Genomic DNA, 16,644 nt, shown 5'->3' with positions numbered 1-16,644 from the left:
TCCAGGGTTAAACAGGCCGACAGATATGTCGGCCTTTTTTATGCGCGTGAAATAAAAAACGCACACTGAACGTGCAGTTTCGTTACCCCTCGACGCGCCTGTTTCATGGGCAATACAAACAAATATGTTTCCCATATAAACAATTGTTTTTATTGAGTTTTTAAGCACCCAACAGACTTTTGGCAGTTGGCATAGTTTCTGCTCAGGTAACCCTGAGTTCATAGGCCATACGCCGTATTACCCATAAAACAACAAAAACAGAAACGCACTTAATCAAAGCAACACTCGCCGTTATCCACCCATCGCCACTGTTAAGGCGAACGGAAAAGTGTTGCCAGTCACTTTGTAGCGTTCAATTGAGCAGCGGAGTCAACATGAAGCATTACCTTATATGTATGGGACTGATGATGAGCAGTTGCGTGAGCTTCGCCGGTGAACCCGGTCCCGCCGCGCCCGTGACATCGACTACCGGTAAAAAGCCGTTTCCGCATATCGCTTGGCGCAGCGACGATGGCGAAAGCAGTCTGGACATCGGTGGTGCCCTGCGAACCAACTACCGCGACGAGCATTGGGACACCACCGAAAACAACGGGCGTTTTCTCTTCGACACCTTCCGTGTCGACGTACAGGCGACCTACAAAAATCTCTACAGTGATGTCGGCTACTGGTTTCAGGATGACGGCAAACGCTCCATCGACCGGGGCTTCGTCGGCTACCGCCTGAACAGCAACTCAAACCTGCAACTGGGCGCTCCATTCAAACCGTTTGGTCTGGAACCCTATCCACAATTTGGCTGGAGCTATCACCTGCCCTTCTTCATGGGCTATGGCGTCAGCGCCGGCACAGGCCTGAAATACAGCTACAAGGATCAGGACTGGGATCTGCAACTGGGGTACTTCCCGCGCATGTTGCCTTCCGACATTCGCTACTCGCCGGAAATCGGGCGTTACGCCGACCTCAAGGACAATGCGATCCCCTTCACCCAGTCGCGCCAGGACAACGAGAAACACAACCAGATCAACGCCCGGGTCGCGCGGACCTTTATTAATGACGGCTGGAAAACCGAAATCGGCGCGTCGGTGGCCACCGCCCAGCTTTACAACGCCACCACCAAAGACGACGGCGATTACTGGGCCGGCGGTATCCACGCCATCATCAACGCCGGCGCGTGGACCGTCTCCACCCAAGGCATTCGCTACGAGTACGACCCTAAAAACCCTACCGGTGTCAGCAACGACTCGGTGCTGATGGGCGGTAACGGCCTGACGCCCGCGTATCTGATTGCCTCCAAGGCCACCATTGCTTCGCTGAACGTCGGCTATGACATCCCGACGCCGAAACTGGGGCAATTGAAGAAGATCAAGCTCTACAACGACTACAGTCGCATGATGAAAGACAAGAGCGGTTGGGACGACTCGCAGATGTACACTGTCGGCGCACAGTTCCTGGCCATGCCGATCATGGCGTGGGTCGATCTGACCTGGGCAAAAAACGCCAACCCCTATGGCGGCGCGGAAAACGGTACGGGCTTTACCAATACCAGTTCGGTTGGCAGCAATACCTGGTACTACCGGACCAATATCAACATTGGGTATTACTTCTAATGCCTGCCTTATGGCCGCTGTTACGGCTGCGATAAATCCGTCGGCAGACGTAATGTTTCGGCAACTCTACGTCCTGATTCGGCTGATTGCATTGGATCGTTTACTGCCGGTCGCGACCGGCAGAATTCGCCCATTAGCGAACGCTCAGCCTACGTCTTTTTTCGGCTAGAGGCCGTCACCTGCAGGGTGATGACGTTTGCACCGACATCGGCCATAGATATTTTGCAAACGACTTCGTAAGCTCCAGCCTACTCTTGTCTCTTTTTCCCCAGTCCCATGTTTAGCAGTCGCGTCGACGAGATCGGATTCTACGTTTACCGACCCTCTCCTTCGCTCGCATTGATCTGTTTCGCGCATTAATGCATGCCAACAATGCACTTATCATATCGATCATCCTGTTCCACCATTCGCCCTAATAAGAACCGTGCGCCGCGTCCAGGCAGCGCACGTCATAAAAGCGGTGGAGTACAGGTCAATGACAACATCAAACCCTTCCGGGCGTTCACGCGCCAGTGCCATTTTCCGGGTTACCTCGGGCAACTTCCTCGAACAGTTCGATTTCTTCCTTTTCGGTTTTTACGCTACGCAGATTGCAGCTGTGTTCTTCCCGGCCAGTAGTGAGTTTGCCTCCCTGATGATGACCTTCGCGGTGTTTGGCGCGGGTTTCCTGATGCGTCCGTTGGGCGCGGTGGTACTCGGTGCTTACATCGACGATGTGGGTCGGCGCAAAGGGTTGATCGTGACGCTGTCGATTATGGCCAGCGGCACGATTCTCATTGTGTTGGTGCCCGGTTACGAAACCATCGGGTTATTTGCGCCCGCTATCGTACTGATCGGTCGCTTGCTGCAAGGCTTCTCGGCCGGTGCGGAAATGGGGGGCGTCTCGGTGTACCTCTCGGAGATCGCCACGGCGGGCAACAAAGGTTTCTTCACCAGTTGGCAGTCGGCCAGCCAGCAAGTGGCAATTATCGTCGCGGCGGCTTTGGGTTACGGGTTGAATCAGTGGATGGCGCCCGCAATGATTGCCGATTGGGGCTGGCGGATTCCGTTTTTCGTCGGTTGCATGATCGTGCCGTTCATTTTTTTCCTGCGCCGTAACCTCGAAGAAACAAAGGAGTTCGAAGCGCGCAAACATCGGCCGAGTATGGGCGATGTGTTCCGCACCCTCGCGCAGAACTGGGTCATCGTGTTCGCCGGGATGATGATGGTCGCCCTCACCACCACGGCTTTTTACCTGATCACCGTGTACGCGCCAACCTTCGGCAAAACCGTGCTGCACCTGAGTACGTCCGATGCGTTATTGGTGACCCTGCTGGTGGGTGTTTCGAACTTCTTCTGGTTACCCATTGGCGGCGCATTGTCTGACCGCATCGGTCGGCGTCCAGTGCTGATCGCCATGGCGCTGTTAACCCTCGCCACGGCGTATCCAGCGCTGACTTATCTGGTCAACGCGCCAAGCTTCGTCAACATGCTGTTGGTCTTACTGTGGTTGTCGTTCATTTACGGTTTGTACAACGGCGCGATGATTGCGGCGCTCACCGAAATCATGCCGGTCGAAGTCCGTGTTGCCGGCTTTTCACTGGCGTATAGCCTGGCCACGGCAGTGTTCGGGGGTTTCACTCCGGCGATGTCGACCTTCCTGATCCAGTACACCGGCGACAAGGCCGCACCCGGTTACTGGATGAGTTTCGCCGCACTCTGTGCCTTGTGCGCGACGCTGTATCTCTACCGCCGCTCCACCGGCCGCCTGCAACCGGCGATGTCTTGAACCTGCCCTTTTGTGAGAACACGACCATGAACAAACTATTTAATTTCGCCGCCCTCGGCCTGGTGGCCAGCCTCGGCCTGAGCTCCGTCGCCCAGGCAGAAGAGATCCGCGTGATGACCTCCGGCGGTTTCACCGCGGCCTACAAAGTTCTCGGCCCGAAATTCGCCGCGTCCACCGGCAACACGCTGGACACCGCCCTTGGCCCATCGATGGGCAAGGCGCCGGAAGCGATCCCCAATCGCTTGGCCCGTGGCGAGAAGGCTGACGTAGTGATCATGGTCGGCTACGCCCTCGATGACCTGATCAAGCAAGGCAAAGTTGATCCCGCTTCACGGGTTGAACTGGCTGATTCCCGAATCGGGCTCGTAGTGCGTGAGGGCGCGACGAAGCCGGACATCAGCTCCGTTGACGGACTGAAGAAAACCTTGCTCGACGCGAAGTCCGTCGCCTATTCCGATAGCGCCAGCGGCGTGTACATCGAGGATCAGTTGTTCAAGCGCCTGGGCATTGAAGACCAACTCAAACCCAAATCGAAGATGATCCCGAAAATCCCCGTGGGTTCGGTGGTTGCCACCGGCGACTACCAACTGGGCTTCCAGCAGGTCAGCGAATTGCTGCCCGTGCCGGGCGTAAGTTTTGTGGCAAAGATTCCAGAGTCGGTGCAATCGGTAACGCGTTTTGCTGCCGGCATTCCCGTAGGCGCGCAACACCCGGCTGAAGCCAAGGCGTTGCTGGAGTACTTGGCGTCCTCGGCCGCTCAACCGGATGTCAAGGCCACCGGGCTGGATTCGGTCAGTCGCTGACCTGAACTTTCATTTCCACCACCAGCCGTTCCAGTTCCAACGCAGCCGGGGTCAACGTGCGACCCCGGCGCTTGATCAGGCCGACACTGCGCATCACCTGCGGGTCGGTCAGCGGTACCCGCGTCAGAATCGGGTGATCCGCTGCCGGCATCGCCATCAGCGGCACCGCAGCGACCCCCAACCCCGCTTCAACCAAGCCGATCATCGTCGTCACATGCCGGGTTTCACAGATGCTCTGCCGTTGCGGCACGATGCCGGTCAGCGCCTGATCCAGCAAAAAGCGATTGCCCGAGGTCTTGTCCAGCGAGATGTAATCCTGCTGATAGAACTCATCCCAGGTCACGCTGGTTCGACCCGCCAACGGATGATCGCGCCGACAGGCCAGTACATAACCTTCCTGCACCAATGGCTCGAACTCGACTTCAGTCTCCAGCGTACCCATGAAGCTCAGACCGAAATCGGCTTCGCCATTGACGACGGCGCTGAGTACGTCGTGGGCGCTGGAGTCGAGCACTTTTACTTTGATCCTCGGGAACTGCCGGTGGTAATGGGCGATCACGCGCGGCATGAAGTAATACGCTGCCGAGGGCACGCAGGCCACCGTGACATGGCCTAGCCGGGTCGAAGCGACTTCGCTGATGCCCAGCAGCGCCACGTCCAGATCGTCCAGCAAGCGCTCGACGCTGGGCATGAAACCGCGCCCGGCCTGAGTCAAGCTGACCTTGCGTGTAGTGCGTTCGAACAATCGTACTCCGAGGGCGTCCTCAAGTTTTTCGATGCGCCGGCTCAGCGCAGGCTGAGAGATACGCACGGCGTCGGCGGCTTTGCGAAAACTGCCCTGCTCGACCACGGCGCGAAAAGCTTGCAGGTCGTTGAGGTCGAAGTTTATGGCCATGGTGCGCACTCGGGATCAGACAGATTGATCAGCTTATCCTATGAATGTAAAAAATTATTCCACAATGTAGGTTCCTGTGGGGTTGGAGACAGTGTGCGAAACGCGCTGGCAACGATCAGCAAGCACTAAGCATTCATCAATATGGCGCCAGTGCGGTTCGCCGCTGTTCTGGTCGCGAAGCCGGGGTGAATACGCAGACTGGATATCTATAGCGTTGGGTCCGCTAGACACGACCTTTACCGACAAGCAGCAACCCATCGAAGTGCCGTCTAAGGCACCCTGGTATGAAATCCAGGGTCGGTGGCCACAGTCTCGAGACAGCTTCGGGTCAGCTGCTACCATCCTCGACAACGCGCACGCGCTCAACGGTCAGCCCAAACCTGCGAGAATACTGCCTCTTCGGGCTTCGCAACTTGTATGGCGAACGTTCAGGTATTTGAATAACAAATTCGCGAGGAGCCGCCACATTGGAATTGAGACAACTGCGCTATTTCGTAAAAATCATCGAGCTTGGCAGTCTGGGGCGTGCGGCACTTGAACTGGACGTTGGTGTGTCAGCCCTCAGTCAGCAAATCTCCAAGCTGGAAAGCGAACTGTGCACCCGCCTCCTGAATCGAACCTCTACCGGCGTGACGCCCACTAGCGCCGGATTTGCGTTTTTACACCATGCCCAATTGACGCTACGCCAGGCGGAAAACGCAATCATGGCCGCCCATCGCGGGCGAATGAGCGGTTATGTCAGCGTCGGTTTACCGCCGACTACGGCAACGGTGCTCGCGTTGCCGTTGATCAACGCAATGCGTGCGCGTTATCCGGACATACAACTGCATTTGGTGGAAATGCTTTCCGGCCACTTGGCGGCGCAGCTCAACGCACGGCAAATTGATCTGGCCATCCTGTTCCAGCTCGAAGGGGGTAAACGCTGGAGCGTGACTCCGCTGCTGGATGAAAAGCTGTTTGTCATTGCCTCGCCCAGCCTGCCTCAAGCGCCTTCTGGTGATAGCGTGCAGTTAGCAGACCTCGGCGGCCTGCCGCTGGTGATGCCCAGCGCGCAACATGGATTGCGCTCGGCATTGATGAGCGCGTTCGAGCGGGTCGGGCTAACACCCAACGTCATTATGGAAGTCGACGGTCTCGCTGTTTTGATGAACGCCGTTCGGGCAGGTCATGCGGCAACGATACAACCGGGGGCGGCCGCTGCATTGAAAGACGGGTCCGGACTTTCAGTGATCAGGATTGCCGATCCCCATGTGGGCCGGCGTAATCTTCTGGCGACGCTGGCTGACGACGAACTCTCTCCGGCGGCGCTGGCAACGCGTCTGGTCATCGTCGATGTGGCACGACAGCTGGTGGTCGACAAACAGTGGCCTGGAGCTACATGGATAGAAGGTGTAGACGCTTGATCCTTCCTCATCCCGGCCCCATTAGTCTCTTCTGACGACAAAGCCTTTAGAAAAACTAAACACCCCGCGTCAAACACAGCCTTTCGGCCACTCCTTGCTCACCCTATCGTTCTCCCCACTCGCAAGGAGCACTTCGTTCCCGCCTCCTTGCAAATCGAGGAGCGATAATGATCGATGTCTTAATCATAGGGGGTGGCAACGCTGCCTTGTGCGCCGCTCTGATGGCGCGAGAAGCGGGCGCCAGCGTGATGCTGCTGGAAGCCTCTCCGAAAATCTGGCGCGGTGGCAACTCCCAACACACCCGTAACCTGCGGTGCATGCACGACGAACCGCAGGACGTGCTGATCGATGCCTATCCGGAAGAAGAATACTGGCAAGACCTGTTGAAGGTTACCGGTGGCCTCACGGATGAAAAGCTTGCACGCATTGCCATTCGGGCATCGTCCTCTTGCCGCGACTGGATGCGTTCACACGGCGTGCATTTTCAGCCACCGCTGTCCGGCGCGCTGCACGTGGCGCGGACCAATGCATTTTTTATGGGCGGCGGCAAAGCGCTGGTCAATGCCTATTTCCGCAGCGCCGAGCGCCTGGGTGTAAAAGTTCGCTACAACACGCAAGTGACCGACATCGAGTTGGACGACGGTAAATTCGTCGCCGCCCATGTGGGCGAACATGAGGTCGATGGTCAGCGTTTCGCCGCAGAACGCATTGAAGCCCGGGCCTGCGTGTTGGCGGCCGGTGGCTTCGAATCCAACCGTGAATGGCTGCGCGAAGCCTGGGGTCAGAACGAACGCGGTGAATGGCCATCGGACAATTTCCTGATCCGGGGCACCCGATTCAACACCGGCATTTTGCTACGGCGCATGCTCGACCTGGGCGCAGATGTGATTGGCGATCCGACGCAAGCACACATGGTCGCGATTGATGCCCGCGCGCCACTCTACGACGGCGGCATCTGCACCCGAATCGACTGCGTATCGCTGGGTGTGGTGGTCAATCGTGATGGCGAACGCTTCTACGACGAAGGTGAGGATTTCTGGCCAAAACGTTATGCGATCTGGGGCCGTCTGGTGGCCGGACAACCCGGTCAGCAGGCGTATTCGATCATCGATCAACAAGCCATCGGCCGCTTCATGCCGCCGGTCTTTCCCGGAACCACCGCCAATACTTTGCAAGACCTTGCCCGCCAGTTGAAGCTGCCTGAAGAAAAATTCGTCAAGACTGTCGAGGACTACAACAACGCCTGCCGCGTTGGCACGTTCGATCACACGGCGTTGGACGACTGCCACACCCAAGGACTGACGCCCGCCAAAACCCATTGGGCGCGGCCATTGGTGAAACCACCTTTCTACGCCTACCCGCTTAAACCGGGTGTCACGTTCACCTACCTCGGCCTCGCCACCGACGAAACCGCTGCCGTGCATTTCAACGGCAAAGCGAGCCCCAACCTGTTCGTCGCGGGAGAAATGATGGCCGGCAATGTTCTGGGCAAGGGCTACACCGCCGGCATCGGCATGGCCATCGGTACCGCGTTCGGCCGCATCGCCGGTGTACAGGCGGCCGCTTCGGTGGGCTTTGGCGTTTCATCTGCAAACACGGAGTCTCGCTATGCAACTGTTTGATCCCCAAGCGTCGGGCGGGTTGATCCCGGTGTTGAATCTCGACGAAAGTGAAGTCCAGCGGCAGATGACCATCTGCAATAGCTGCCGTTATTGCGAAGGCTTTTGCGCGGTATTTCCGGCGATGACCCGGCGCCTGGAATTCACTCAGGCCGACATCCATTACCTGGCGAACTTGTGTCATAACTGCGGCGCGTGCCTGCACGCCTGTCAGTACGCCGCCCCACACGAATTCGACGTCAACATACCCAAAGCCATGGCCAAAGTGCGCCTGGATACCTACGCCGAATACGCCTGGCCGCAAGTAATGGGCAGGTTGTATCAGCGCAACGGCCTGACCCTGGCACTGGCTTCCGGTGGGGGACTGGCCTTGTTTCTATGCCTGACCCTGATGCTGATGGGCAATCTGTTCACGGCCATTCCCGGGGGCAATTTCTACCAGATTTTCCCGCATAACACCCTGGCGCTGATGTTCGGCTCAGTGTTCGGCTTTGCGGTACTGGCACTGACCCTGGGTGTACGGCGCTTCTGGCGCAACGTTTCACCGGTCGCAGCGCCACTGCCGTTGAAAACGTCCGCGGCATTGGAGGCTACGGCCAACGTCGCGAAGCTCAAATACCTGGACGGCGGCCATGGCGAAGGCTGCAACAATGCCGACGATCAATTCACCTTGTGGCGACGCCGATTCCACCACCTCACCTTCTACGGCTTCATGCTGTGCTTCGCCGCCACCGGTGTCGCCACGCTCTTTCACTATCTGCTGAAGTGGTCGGCGCCTTATCCGATCTTCAGCTTGCCGGTGATGTTGGGTATTGCCGGTGGCATCGGCCTGCTGATCGGCCCGGCGGGTCTGCTTTGGCTGAACCTGCGTCGCAACCCTGCGCACGGCGATGAGAACCAAAAACCCATGGATCGCGGCTTCATCGCGCTGCTGTTTCTGGTCAGCGCAAGCGGCCTGGCGCTACTGGCTTTGCGTGAAACCAGCGCCCTGGGCTTGATGTTGGCGATTCATCTCGGCCTGGTCATGGCGTTTTTCTTGACCATGCCCTACAGCAAATTCGCCCATGGAATATTCCGCAGCGCAGCGCTGCTCAAACACGCCATCGAGAAGCGTCAACCCAACCCGATCAACGCCGGCAGCGACTGACGGTTAAAGCACTCATTCCAAAAACAATAGTGAGCATAACGGTAGCCATGATGAAAACGACAACGGCAACAACCCGAGCCAAGGGGTCCAAATTGGGCGCCATATTGCGGGTCACCAGCGGTAACTTTCTCGAGCAGTTCGACTTCTTTCTGTTCGGGTTCTACGCGACCTACATCTCCCGGACCTTCTTTCCAGCCACTAGCGAGTTTGCCTCGCTGATGATGACCTTCGCGGTATTCGGCTCCGGATTCCTGATGCGTCCGTTAGGTGCCATTGTGCTGGGCGCGTACATCGACAAGGTGGGTCGTCGCAAGGGGCTGATCGTGACGCTGTCGATCATGGCCGCCGGTACCGTATTGATCGCCTTGGTGCCGGGCTATGCCGCCATCGGCGTGGCGGCCCCCATTCTGGTGTTATTGGGCAGGCTGCTACAGGGCTTCTCCGCTGGCGCGGAAATGGGCGGTGTTTCCGTGTACCTGGCGGAAATTTCCACCCCCGGGCACACCGGTTTCTACACCAGTTGGCAATCGGCCAGCCAACAGGTGGCGATCGTCGTCGCGGCCGCGTTGGGCTACACGATCAATGCCACGATGCAAGCCGCTGAAATCGCCGATTGGGGATGGCGTATTCCGTTCTTCATTGGCTGCGTGATCATCCCGTTCATTTTCATTATTCGCCGCTCACTGGAAGAAACCGCTGCCTTCACTGCTCGCAGCCATCGTCCAACCACTCGCGAAGTGTTTCGCTCGATGCGTGACAACTGGCGCACCGTACTGGCGGGCGGTTTGCTGGCGTCTATGACCACTACCACGTTCTACCTGATAACGGTCTACACACCGACGTTTGGCAGGACAGTACTGAACCTGAGCACCACCGACAGCCTGGCGGTCACACTGCTGGTCGGTATCAGCAACTTTATCTGGCTGCCCATCGGCGGCGCCCTCTCCGACCGCATTGGCCGTCGGCCGCTGTTGCTGGCGATATCGTTGCTGTGCATCTTCACCGCCTATCCCGCCATGCACTGGCTGGCAGAGGCGGCGAGTTTCGAACGACTGCTTACTGTTCTGCTGTACTTCTCATTCTTCTTTGGCATTTACAACGGCGCCATGGTCGCGGCACTGACCGAAGTCATGCCACAGAACGTGCGGGTCGTCGGGTTTTCACTGGCCTTCAGTTTGGCCACCGCGGTGTTTGGCGGTTTTACCCCGGCAATCTCGACGCTGCTTGTCCAGGCCACGGGCGATAAGGCATCACCTGCCTACTGGCTGATGTTCGCGGCGGTGTGCGGGTTCACGGCGACGACAATTCTGTATCGTCGGCACAAACCTTTGGCCGTCAGAACCGTTTAGTTCTTCGATCGCCGACGCTTACCACGCGTCGATCCGGGGAAGTATTCAGCCTAAAGACCCCATTTAATGGGCATAGACAGATTCTTCGAATAATTCTCAATAGGTGGCCCTTGATTCCACTCGATCAAGGGCCCGAAGCAGAGATGCTGCTTTTCCAAGAGCGCAAGAGGCGGTCGATTTAACACCGGAGTACGAGATCTGACTTGTGCTTATTCGTATGGCCCATGACCGGCTATATCGGGTCGGTTGCTGCTCTTCGCGACAGGCAGCGATCGGCCAAAATCGGCCCTTCGAGGTATCAACAAAACTAGAGGCGATTCATACGCGCGATTCCATAAATGGACAGCAACAATGCCGCTTAGTAGCATCCCGCGCTAGCTTTCGTATATCAAGGATGAAGTTCATGCCGTTTTTCACGCTTCGTTTCACAGGCGCCATTGTCATCGCTGCGCTTTTTTACAGCTTGCTGGCGGGTTGTGCGGCCAAGAACACTTACGTCGACGCCACCGAGCCGGACGCCGCCAAACTTAGATTCGTTGCCAATGCCCCAAACGCCCGTCTCTACTATCTTGACGACCAGCGCTGCGAAGGAGCGACAGGGGAGCTCAACAACCTTTACGTGCCTGATACTTTGCGCCGTGCGGGCATGATCATTCCGCCACCGGCCAAAGCCCGAGGCTATCTGGAGATCAAGGTCAAGCCGGGCATCGAGGGTTATATCCATGTCGCCACCAGCGGCCAAAACTGGTTGTGCATGACGCACCTTAGTCTGATTCCAGTAGCCAACGCTGAATACGAAGTCACCTTGAACATGCATGATAACAAGTGCATCACTCAGTTGAGCCGCTTGCAGCGGATCGATGGGAAAGATTTGCGGGCACCGATGCCAACCCTCGAATACCGTACCCCGGAATGTTTGCGTGTGGAGGCCTCGAAATCACCTGCTAAATAGTCGTCCCCCTGTGCAATAGAGCCGCCATTCGTGGAAGTCAGCTATCGGCCGATTCTGTTGAAAAAGTCGGATTTTCAGATCACCTGAACTCAGGCACAGCCACCACCAGAGAACCTACTCACCACATTGAGTGGTTTCTCGGCCCTTCGTTGACCATTGTTGCTTTGTTATTGGGTTAATTTGAGGTTTTTGGCTTAGTGCAGGCGCACCTATCCCGGGGCAGGCGGCCCTTGGGATGTAAGTTTGGCCAGTCGACGCAGGTTCTGTACCGCAGCCGCCAGTGTGAACTCATCGGTCGCGCCTCTCATGCCACGTAGTCGCAAGCGATCCAATTTCAGGATGCGCTTGAGGTGGGCGAACAACATTTCGACCTTCTTACGTTCGTGGCGAGAGCGCACGTACTCCGGCGTCGCCGCGATGCGTCGAGCCACGTCACGAGCGGCTTCATGAACGCTGCGAGCGATCTTGCGAAACGACGTGTTCGGGCAGCACTTGGCTTTCATCGGACACGTCGCGCAGTCAGTCTGTCTGGATCGGAAGATGATGGTGTTGGCTTTGGTGACGTGCGAACGCTCGTTCTTGAAGGCTCGCCATTCGCTACGTAATGCATTGCCAGCCGGGCAGCAGTATTCCTCAGTCTCTTCATTCCAGCGGAAATCGTTGCTCGAAAAACTGTCGTTCTTGCGTTCGGTTTTGTCCCACACCGGCACATGTGGCTCGATGTCCTTTTCCTCCACCATCCAGGCCAGCATCGGCGCGGTACCGTAAGCGGTGTCGCCAATGAGGCGTTCCGGCTTGATGTCGGACTGCGCCTCAACGCGATCGATCATCGTCTTGGTGCTCTCGACTTCTGCGGTTCGATGAGCCGGTGTGGGTTCCACATCCATGATCACGCCGTGCTCGGTATCGATCAGATAATTCGTGGAGTAAGCGTAGAACGCTGGGCCACCTGGAGCTGCGGTCCAGCGGGCTTGAGGATCAGTCAGCGATAGACGCTTCGGTAGCGTTTCGGCCAGAGCCTCTTCATCGAGTGCCTCAAGATACTCACGCACGGCGCGGGTGCTCAGGGCCGGATCGCTCCAGTTGACCGGTTCATCACCCGGTACACCGCGCTGCCGACTCGCATCCGCTTTGATGATGCTGGCGTCCACGGCAAAGCCTTCGCCCTTGACCAGACCGGCGTCCATGCAACGACGCAGCACTTCATTGAACAGCCAGCGAAACAGATCGCTGTCCCGAAAACGGCCGTGTCGGTTTTTGGAAAAGGTCGAGTGATTGGGGACTTCATCTTCAAGGCTCAATCGGCAGAACCAGCGATACGCCAAGTTCAAATGGGCCTCTTCGCACAACCGCCGCTCTGAGCGTATGCCGTAGCAATAGCCCACGATCAACATGCGGATCATCAATTCAGGATCAATCGACGGGCGCCCAATCGGGCTATAGAAGTCGGCGAGGTGATGGCGCAAATCACTCAGATCGAGACACCGATCAATGCTGCGCAGAAGGTGATTGGCTGGGATGTGATCTTCAAGGTTGAACGAGTAAAACAGTCGCTCCTGCCCACTCGATAACTGTCCCATCATGCTGTGTGATCCCCCGCCGGCCAATGAAGCAATTTTGCCGCAGGCCAGACAGGGGAGCTACTTTTTCAACAGAATCGGCCAGAAGCAGTCACTCGAACGAGGTTTTTACCTGATCGGTAGGAGGCATTAAAGACAGCTATGACACTTTCCAAAGGCGACTTCATAAAACTAACCCACGTCGATTCTACGAAGGCTGTGTATGTTGATTGGATAAATGCTCGTGATGCGGCGCCTGGGGATATCGCAGTCGTCAAAGAAACTTTTAGTACGGAGTCCGGACTCATCATCCGTCTACTGTGCGAGCCCCGGTCGGGCTTTCAAGAATGGTGCACCACATTTTATGAAGCCGATTTGACCTACGAACTGTTGCTCGTAAAACCAATTCACGATGACTAAGCTTGAAAGTCCGCTTCGGGTTATGGATTCCTGCCTCTCGCGAAAGGCAGGATTCGGCCAGAAGTAGTCATTCGATGTATCTATGAAAACTCAGGGCAATTCATCAAGCGAGTCAGGTGCGTACCAACTCTGCGTCAAACCAAACGTCTTCAAAATTATTGCCGTCGATGTAAAAACGATAGCCTGGCGGCAAATCGAGATATCCGACAACTTCCGGTAGATAGTCCGTGATGTGCTCTACATGCAGGGGTGAAAAAAAATCGTCAGCCTCAGACCACTCCATACCGCACCACAGGTACCAACCATTCGTACCGTTTTCCGGATTAACCCTTAACCCATTTATGGGCTGAAGCCCCAGGGTCCCCAACGCTATTCCGATTTTTGACCCCGATTGTGGTCGATCTGGGGCAACTCCCTGCCATTCACAAATGCTTTGCTCCTTCCTTACTCGCATGGCGATTTTCTCCAAAGATTTGGGTGCCATACAGTTCGCACTCTCATGGCTGGGGTGGTGGGTATGGGCCGATTACTACCTGTAACGACTGGCCCGAAGGAGTCGATGTTGGTCAATCATAACAGGCAGAAATCCACCATTTTCAGTCTTTAGCGAACGGCTGCAATGGGTCGATTCTGTTGAAAAAGTAGCTCCCCTGTCTGGCCTGCGGCAAAATTGCTTCATTGGCCGGCGGGGGATCACACAGCATGATGGGACAGTTATCGAGTGGGCAGGAGCGACTGTTTTACTCGTTCAACCTTGAAGATCACATCCCAGCCAATCACCTTCTGCGCAGCATTGATCGGTGTCTCGATCTGAGTGATTTGCGCCATCACCTCGCCGACTTCTATAGCCCGATTGGGCGCCCGTCGATTGATCCTGAATTGATGATCCGCATGTTGATCGTGGGCTATTGCTACGGCATACGCTCAGAGCGGCGGTTGTGCGAAGAGGCCCATTTGAACTTGGCGTATCGCTGGTTCTGCCGATTGAGCCTTGAAGATGAAGTCCCCAATCACTCGACCTTTTCCAAAAACCGACACGGCCGTTTTCGGGACAGCGATCTGTTTCGCTGGCTGTTCAATGAAGTGCTGCGTCGTTGCATGGACGCCGGTCTGGTCAAGGGCGAAGGCTTTGCCGTGGACGCCAGCATCATCAAAGCGGATGCGAGTCGGCAGCGCGGTGTACCGGGTGATGAACCGGTCAACTGGAGCGATCCGGCCCTGAGCACCCGCGCCGTGCGTGAGTATCTTGAGGCACTCGATGAAGAGGCTCTGGCCGAAACGCTACCGAAGCGTCTATCGCTGACTGATCCTCAAGCCCGCTGGACCGCAGCTCCAGGTGGCCCAGCGTTCTACGCTTACTCCACGAATTATCTGATCGATACCGAGCACGGCGTGATCATGGATGTGGAACCCACACCGGCTCATCGAACCGCAGAAGTCGAGAGCACCAAGACGATGATCGATCGCGTTGAGGCGCAGTTCGACATCAAGCCGGAACGCCTCATTGGCGACACCGCTTACGGTACCGCGCCGATGCTGGCCTGGATGGTGGAGGAAAAGGACATCGAGCCACATGTGCCGGTGTGGGACAAAACCGAACGCAAGAACGACAGTTTTTCGAGCAACGATTTCCGCTGGAATGAAGAGACTGAGGAATACTGCTGCCCGGCTGGCAATGCATTACGTAGCGAATGGCGAGCCTTCAAGAACGAGCGTTCGCACGTCACCAAAGCCAACACCATCATCTTCCGATCCAGACAGACTGACTGCGCGACGTGTCCGATGAAAGCCAAGTGCTGCCCGAACACGTCGTTTCGCAAGATCGCTCGCAGCGTTCATGAAGCCGCTCGTGACGTGGCTCGACGCATCGCGGCGACGCCGGAGTACGTGCGCTCTCGCCACGAACGTAAGAAGGTCGAAATGTTGTTCGCCCACCTCAAGCGCATCCTGAAATTGGATCGCTTGCGACTACGTGGCATGAGAGGCGCGACCGATGAGTTCACACTGGCGGCTGCGGTACAGAACCTGCGTCGACTGGCCAAACTTACATCCCAAGGGCCGCCTGCCCCGGGATAGGTGCGCCTGCACTAAGCCAAAAACCTCAAATTAACCCAATAACAAAGCAACAATGGTCAACGAAGGGCCGAGAAACCACTCAATGTGGTGAGTAGGTTCTCTGGTGGTGGCTGTGCCTGAGTTCAGGTGATCTGAAAATCCGACTTTTTCAACAGAATCGGTCGAAAGCTGCCGATCACGACTCACCGCTTTCGACCCGAAGCAGCCCTTGATGGCTGTTTGTTCTCGTCATATGTTACGGGTATTCATGGAGGATTCTGACTGATGGCACGCGTGGGTTTGATACTGACACCCGGTTTTGCGGACTGGGAATACGCTTTCATTGCGGGTACGGCCTCCCCTTTTTACGGGATCGACGTTAGGTTTTTCGCTCCTGCTACGGGGGAGTTTCGTTCACAAGGTGGATTGGCTGTAACGGTCGACAGCAGCTTGCATCAATGTCTGGACTGGAAACCGGACGTTGTCGTCGTTATTGGAGGAATGGTCTGGGAAAGTGCAGAAGCGCCGGATATTCGAGACTTTCTTCATGCCAGCCGTTCAAGTGGAGCAACCCTTGCCGGTATCTGTGGAGGAACGCTGGCACTTGCGAGGGCCGGGCTTCTAGATACGGTTCCTCATACCTCGAACAGCGCTGACTTCTTACAGAATGCGGTCAGTTATCAAGGCTGCACGCTTTACCGAAGCAGCTTAATAGCGGTGATGGCGGATCGCATCATTACTGCTCCAGGCACCGCCCCCGTTAGCTTCACCTGCGCAGTGTTTGAAAGTGCCGGGCTATCTTCAGAGAGCATTTCCCAATTCAGGTCAATGTTGGCAGCGGAACATGCGTGATCGCGTCGTCCCGGCGCTGATTGGACGTCGATCACGTCAGCGTCACCAGGCCGACCCGGTCGAATCCTTGTTCCGCCAGACAGGTCATCAATGGGATTGCGAGCACAACGGATTGCAAGTGTTCGCGGTAGACGGCGCATTGTTGCGCCCCCTTGATTCAACTGGCCTGAGAGAGCAACCCCACAATACTGCGGCATAGCCGGAGCACTGTGGGGTGG

General features: G+C 56.6%; 13 protein-coding genes. 10 read left to right on the top strand and 3 right to left on the bottom strand.

What is annotated here, in order from left to right; all coding sequences use genetic code 11:
• Positions 1-374 precede the first annotated feature (374 nt).
• From AB4N43_RS29295 to AB4N43_RS29285, 3 genes are all read left to right on the top strand, one after another.
• A complete protein-coding gene (locus tag AB4N43_RS29295) occupies positions 375-1,604 on the top strand; it encodes a hypothetical protein (protein WP_027923563.1) in 1,230 nt (409 codons plus the stop codon).
• A 475-nt stretch (positions 1,605-2,079) separates the two neighbouring features.
• Entirely contained in the window at positions 2,080-3,372 is a 1,293-nt protein-coding gene (tcuC, locus tag AB4N43_RS29290) for an MFS transporter (protein WP_027923562.1), read from the top strand.
• Positions 3,373-3,398: 26 nt separating this feature from the next.
• Entirely contained in the window at positions 3,399-4,175 is a 777-nt protein-coding gene (locus AB4N43_RS29285) for a substrate-binding domain-containing protein (RefSeq protein WP_027923561.1), read from the top strand.
• Here the strand turns inward: AB4N43_RS29285 and AB4N43_RS29280 are convergent.
• Positions 4,165-5,070, bottom strand: a complete 906-nt coding sequence (locus AB4N43_RS29280; protein WP_027923560.1) for a LysR family transcriptional regulator — start codon at positions 5,068-5,070, stop codon at positions 4,165-4,167. The two genes, AB4N43_RS29285 and AB4N43_RS29280, sit on opposite strands and share 11 nt — an antisense overlap.
• Positions 5,071-5,537: 467 nt before the next feature.
• Here AB4N43_RS29280 and AB4N43_RS29275 point away from each other — a divergent pair, with 467 nt between their 5' ends.
• From AB4N43_RS29275 to AB4N43_RS29255, 5 genes are all read left to right on the top strand, one after another.
• Positions 5,538-6,473 carry a LysR family transcriptional regulator gene (locus AB4N43_RS29275; RefSeq protein ID WP_027923559.1) on the top strand — a complete coding sequence of 312 codons (936 nt, stop codon included), beginning with the start codon at positions 5,538-5,540 and terminating at the stop codon, positions 6,471-6,473.
• A gap of 167 nt (positions 6,474-6,640) precedes the next feature.
• Positions 6,641-8,095, top strand: coding sequence for an FAD-dependent tricarballylate dehydrogenase TcuA (tcuA, locus tag AB4N43_RS29270; protein ID WP_027923558.1), 1,455 nt, complete (start codon positions 6,641-6,643; stop codon positions 8,093-8,095).
• A complete protein-coding gene (tcuB, locus tag AB4N43_RS29265; RefSeq protein WP_059182764.1) occupies positions 8,082-9,239 on the top strand; it encodes a tricarballylate utilization 4Fe-4S protein TcuB in 1,158 nt (385 codons plus the stop codon). The genes tcuA and tcuB overlap by 14 nt, the downstream gene beginning before the upstream one ends.
• A 47-nt stretch (positions 9,240-9,286) precedes the next feature.
• A complete protein-coding gene (tcuC, locus tag AB4N43_RS29260) occupies positions 9,287-10,588 on the top strand; it encodes an MFS transporter (RefSeq protein WP_027923556.1) in 1,302 nt (433 codons plus the stop codon).
• A 403-nt stretch (positions 10,589-10,991) separates the two neighbouring features.
• Positions 10,992-11,540 carry a hypothetical protein gene (locus AB4N43_RS29255; protein ID WP_059182762.1) on the top strand — a complete coding sequence of 183 codons (549 nt, stop codon included), beginning with the start codon at positions 10,992-10,994 and terminating at the stop codon, positions 11,538-11,540.
• Between the two features lie 209 nt (positions 11,541-11,749).
• Here AB4N43_RS29255 and AB4N43_RS29250 read toward each other — a convergent pair whose 3' ends face one another.
• Complete coding sequence (locus tag AB4N43_RS29250) at positions 11,750-13,123, bottom strand: transposase (RefSeq protein WP_460152568.1); 1,374 nt, start codon at positions 13,121-13,123, stop codon at positions 11,750-11,752.
• Between the two features lie 508 nt (positions 13,124-13,631).
• The gene (locus AB4N43_RS29245) at positions 13,632-14,003 is read right to left on the bottom strand and encodes an immunity protein Imm33 domain-containing protein (RefSeq protein WP_460152566.1); all 372 of its coding nucleotides are present in this window, start codon (positions 14,001-14,003) and stop codon (positions 13,632-13,634) included.
• Positions 14,004-14,221: 218 nt separating this feature from the next.
• Between AB4N43_RS29245 and AB4N43_RS29240 the strand changes: the two genes are divergently transcribed.
• Both AB4N43_RS29240 and AB4N43_RS29235 read left to right on the top strand, forming a co-directional pair.
• Positions 14,222-15,595, top strand: a complete 1,374-nt coding sequence (locus AB4N43_RS29240; RefSeq protein ID WP_460152538.1) for a transposase — start codon at positions 14,222-14,224, stop codon at positions 15,593-15,595.
• A gap of 264 nt (positions 15,596-15,859) precedes the next feature.
• Positions 15,860-16,426, top strand: coding sequence for a DJ-1/PfpI family protein (locus AB4N43_RS29235; RefSeq protein ID WP_027926082.1), 567 nt, complete (start codon positions 15,860-15,862; stop codon positions 16,424-16,426).
• The last annotated feature ends 218 nt before the right edge of the window (positions 16,427-16,644 follow it).

The sequence above is a fragment of the Pseudomonas sp. S2_B07 genome (genome assembly GCF_054668435.1).
Note: the sequence above shows the minus strand (reverse complement) of the source record. Positions and strands in the feature narration are given on the sequence as shown.

Excerpts from the sequence above, each read along its gene's own strand:
- AB4N43_RS29295 (WP_027923563.1), top strand. The coding sequence starts at position 375 with ATGAAGCATTACCTTATATGTATGGGACTGATGATGAGCAGTTGCGTG.
- tcuC (WP_027923562.1), top strand. The coding sequence starts at position 2,080 with ATGACAACATCAAACCCTTCCGGGCGTTCACGCGCCAGTGCCATTTTC.
- AB4N43_RS29285 (WP_027923561.1), top strand. The coding sequence starts at position 3,399 with ATGAACAAACTATTTAATTTCGCCGCCCTCGGCCTGGTGGCCAGCCTC.
- AB4N43_RS29280 (WP_027923560.1), bottom strand. The coding sequence starts at position 5,070 with ATGGCCATAAACTTCGACCTCAACGACCTGCAAGCTTTTCGCGCCGTG.
- tcuA (WP_027923558.1), top strand. The coding sequence starts at position 6,641 with ATGATCGATGTCTTAATCATAGGGGGTGGCAACGCTGCCTTGTGCGCC.
- tcuB (WP_059182764.1), top strand. The coding sequence starts at position 8,082 with ATGCAACTGTTTGATCCCCAAGCGTCGGGCGGGTTGATCCCGGTGTTG.
- tcuC (WP_027923556.1), top strand. The coding sequence starts at position 9,287 with ATGATGAAAACGACAACGGCAACAACCCGAGCCAAGGGGTCCAAATTG.
- AB4N43_RS29255 (WP_059182762.1), top strand. The coding sequence starts at position 10,992 with ATGCCGTTTTTCACGCTTCGTTTCACAGGCGCCATTGTCATCGCTGCG.
- AB4N43_RS29250 (WP_460152568.1), bottom strand. The coding sequence starts at position 13,123 with ATGATGGGACAGTTATCGAGTGGGCAGGAGCGACTGTTTTACTCGTTC.
- AB4N43_RS29245 (WP_460152566.1), bottom strand. The coding sequence starts at position 14,003 with ATGGCACCCAAATCTTTGGAGAAAATCGCCATGCGAGTAAGGAAGGAG.
- AB4N43_RS29240 (WP_460152538.1), top strand. The coding sequence starts at position 14,222 with ATGATGGGACAGTTATCGAGTGGGCAGGAGCGACTGTTTTACTCGTTC.
- AB4N43_RS29235 (WP_027926082.1), top strand. The coding sequence starts at position 15,860 with ATGGCACGCGTGGGTTTGATACTGACACCCGGTTTTGCGGACTGGGAA.